General features: G+C 52.8%; 5 protein-coding genes. 4 read left to right on the top strand and 1 reads right to left on the bottom strand.

What is annotated here, in order from left to right; all coding sequences use genetic code 11:
• Positions 1-105: 105 nt before the first annotated feature.
• Positions 106-540 carry an IS200/IS605 family transposase gene (gene tnpA / locus WC359_15340; GenBank protein ID MFA5401825.1) on the bottom strand — a complete coding sequence of 145 codons (435 nt, stop codon included), beginning with the start codon at positions 538-540 and terminating at the stop codon, positions 106-108.
• On the opposite strand from tnpA, the gene WC359_15335 reads away from it, so the two are divergent.
• Genes WC359_15335 through WC359_15320 form a run of 4 tightly spaced genes read left to right on the top strand, consistent with a single transcriptional unit; the run spans position 423 to position 3,066 of the window.
• Positions 423-992, top strand: coding sequence for a MarR family transcriptional regulator (locus WC359_15335; protein ID MFA5401824.1), 570 nt, complete (start codon positions 423-425; stop codon positions 990-992). The genes tnpA and WC359_15335 overlap by 118 nt on opposite strands.
• 58 nt (positions 993-1,050) lie before the next feature.
• Positions 1,051-1,869: an enoyl-CoA hydratase-related protein gene (locus WC359_15330; protein ID MFA5401823.1), complete on the top strand. Its 819-nt coding sequence runs from the start codon at positions 1,051-1,053 to the stop codon at positions 1,867-1,869.
• A gap of 4 nt (positions 1,870-1,873) precedes the next feature.
• On the top strand, positions 1,874-2,737 hold the full coding sequence (locus tag WC359_15325) for a 3-hydroxyacyl-CoA dehydrogenase NAD-binding domain-containing protein (GenBank protein MFA5401822.1): 864 nt from the start codon (positions 1,874-1,876) through the stop codon (positions 2,735-2,737).
• A gap of 47 nt (positions 2,738-2,784) precedes the next feature.
• Complete coding sequence (locus WC359_15320) at positions 2,785-3,066, top strand: hypothetical protein (protein ID MFA5401821.1); 282 nt, start codon at positions 2,785-2,787, stop codon at positions 3,064-3,066.
• The last annotated feature ends 83 nt before the right edge of the window (positions 3,067-3,149 follow it).

Here is a 3,149-nt window from a genome sequence, read left to right as displayed (position 1 = left end):
CACAGCCGGGGGTTTACTCAGGAGAAGTCACGACCTCCGGCAGAGCCGGAGGCTTGATTTTATGAACCGCTCAAAGCGGTCTGATTATGAACCACCTGAAGGTGGTTATTCTTCAAACATATCCAATTGATCAAGACGACGATCTTCCGTCTCCTGTCGCCTGATATAATCGCGAATTGTTTTCTCATCCGCACCAACCGTAGTCACAAAGTAACCTCGTGCCCAAAAATGTTGACCTGTAAAATTCTTCTTCCGTCCCATGTACGTTCTTGCTATCTGAATGGCACTTTTACCTTTCAGATAACCTACAACCTGAGAAACCGAATACTTGGGCGGGATCGATATCAGCATATGGATATGATCGGGCAAAAGATGCCCTTCGATCACCTGGCACTCCTTCTGAGTAGCGAGATCTCTGAACGTTGAACCCAAATATTTTCGTAACTCCACATACAAAGTTTTCTTCCGATACTTCGGTATCCATACCACGTGATACTTGCATTCCCATTTCGTATGGTTTAAGCTCTTTACATCTTCCACGTTTTGCCTCCTGTGCTGTAAACTTTGAGCGGTTCACAGTTGGAGGCTTTCCTGTATTCCCGGAATTGTCAAACTCTGGGAGTCCCCCGGCACAGCCGGGGGTTTACTCAGGAGAAATTACATCCTTCGGTCTCACCCATGGACAGTTTTTCATGCTGGTTGCCATTATGGAGGAAGAAGGGCTCCTTCCAAGCGAGCTGGCCACAAAAACTGCCCAAGATCGGGCAACCACCACAGGCCTTCTGGATAGGCTCGAAAATGACGGATGGATCGAAAGGAGAATGGACAAGAAGGATCGTCGCTCACTACGAATCTTTCTGACTCATCGTGGAATCGAACATCGGGACCAGATCATGAAACTCTTTGCAGAGACCAATCAGCAATTTCTCAATCGATTCTCTCAGCAGGAGTGGGATCAGATGCAGTCTTTTCTTTGTCGGCTGGAGCAATAGGAGAAATGTTGTGAAGATATTTTAACGGTAACATGACATGCATATGCGGAGGTGGAAGATGAAATTTGAGGAGATCATCTACGAGAAGAAGGATGGGATTGCTACAATCACCATCAACCGGCCGGAGAAATACAATGCCTGCACGCCTGTGACGATCTATGAGCTCTCGCAGGCTTTAACGTTGGCCTGGGTGGACACGGAGGTGGGCGTAGTCGTCCTGACCGGTGCAGGAGACAAGGCTTTCTGCACGGGAGGCGACCAGTCTATCCGAGACAAAGGAGGCTACGGCGGGACCGTTGCTGCCCTGCCCCTCGAAGTAGGATGGCAGCAGGTATCGCTTTTGATCCGGATGATTCCCAAACCGGTCATTGCCCGGGTCAATGGCTTCGCGATCGGTGGGGGAAACGTCTTCCAGGTCGTGTGCGATCTATCCATTGCATCCGAGACCGCCCAATTCGGACAAGCCGGTCCTCGCGTGGGAAGCTTTGACCCAGGCTACGGTACAGGGGATCTCGCACGCGCCGTGGGAATGAAGAAGGCTAAAGAAATTTGGTACCTATGCCGGCGTTATACGGCAAAGGAGGCTTTGGATATGGGGCTTGTGAATACGGTCGTCCCTCCGGACAAACTCGACGAAGAAGTTGCAAAATGGTGCAAGGAACTCCTGGAGAAGAGTTCCACGTCCCTGAAGATGCTGAAGTATGCTTTCCACGGGGAGACGGACGGCGTCATCGGGATCTCCAACCTTGGTGTCGGCGGTCTCAGTATGTATTACGAAACGGATGAATCCCTCGAAGGCAAGACCGCCTTTATGGAGAAGCGTCAACCTGACTTCAGCAAATTCCGCGGCACAGTTCAGGTCAAAACAGGAGGATAGATCCATGAAGAAAATCGGCGTTATTGGAGCGGGAACCATGGGTGCGCAAATCGCCCTCGTCTTTGCCGACGGCGGTCTGGAAACCATTCTGTACGACATGGCAGAAAACCGGCTTGAACAGGGCATGAAGAGCATAGGCATGCTCCTGGATCGGCAGGTAGCAAAGGGCAAGAGAGCGGCAGACAACCGACAGGCCGTGCTGGCCGGAATCCGGACGACCCTGTCGTTATCGGATTTGGCTGATGCAGACCTCGTCGTGGAGGCCGTATTTGAGGAGATGAAGACCAAGCAGGAGGTTTTCAGGGAGTTGGATCGTATCTGCGTCCCACAAACGATCCTCGCAACGAATACGTCCACACTCAGTGTCAGCGAAATAGCCACGGTTACAGACCGCCCGGCCCGTTGCATCGGGACCCACTTTCTGATCCCTGCGGCCTTAAGCCCCCTTGTCGAAGTGAGTCACGGCTTGGAGACGTCTGATGAGACCCTTGGCGCTGTTTTAGAAGTTCTAAAAAGATGCGGCAAGGATACGGTCACGTTTACCGATGCGCCAGCCTTTGTCATCAATCGCCTCTATATACCGCTCCTGAATGAAGCCTTCTTCGTGCTGCAGGAAGGGGTCGGCACAGCGGAAGAGATTGACAAGGCCTGTGAACGCGGCCTCGGCTTCCCTGTGGGTCCGTTCAGGGCAGCCGATAACTCCGGCCTCGACATCGTTTACCATTGCATCAAAAGCCTTCAGGAGCAACTTGGGGATAAATACCGCCCAGCCCCCCTGCTGACAAAACTGGTCAAGGCCGGTCGTTTGGGCAGGAAAACAGGCAGAGGCGTCTATGACTACCGGAGAGGAGTTGCATCGCCCGAGTAATCACGACTTAGCTTTTACAAAGGTGTGATTTCCTGTACTGGGTTTGGATGATGAAGGCCAGGCAGATCCTGCGTAGGACGTTCATCACAGCTTCCATGGACCAGACTGCGATCGACGAACTGGCGGGAGTCGGACAGGCGGTTTATGCCGGGTGGCGGGAAACGAAAAAGTTATACGACGGCGGCGGGGATCTGGCGGAAGCGCTGTCCGGTGTGCAAATCTTCGTCACCGAAATGGATGTGGTGGATTTCCCGACCATCCGCCAGGCGCGGGATCTGCGGGCCATTGTCACCTGCGGGGCACCGGCGGCAATGTGTCCGTCCGGATAACCGGCCGGGATTACATGGCGGTCACGCCGTCATCCGTGAAATATTCCGAAATCACGCCGGCAGACATCTGTATTATTGATTTT

It is taken from the genome of Dehalococcoidia bacterium, from assembly GCA_041653995.1.
Classification (GTDB): Bacteria; Chloroflexota; Dehalococcoidia; order GIF9; family UBA5629; genus CAIMUM01.
This window is presented reverse-complemented; position numbering and strand designations above follow the sequence as displayed.

Bases quoted from the DNA above. Each gene is read 5' to 3' on its own strand.
- WC359_15330 (MFA5401823.1), top strand. From the start codon at position 1,051: ATGAAATTTGAGGAGATCATCTACGAGAAGAAGGATGGGATTGCTACA.
- WC359_15325 (MFA5401822.1), top strand. From the start codon at position 1,874: ATGAAGAAAATCGGCGTTATTGGAGCGGGAACCATGGGTGCGCAAATC.
- WC359_15320 (MFA5401821.1), top strand. From the start codon at position 2,785: ATGATGAAGGCCAGGCAGATCCTGCGTAGGACGTTCATCACAGCTTCC.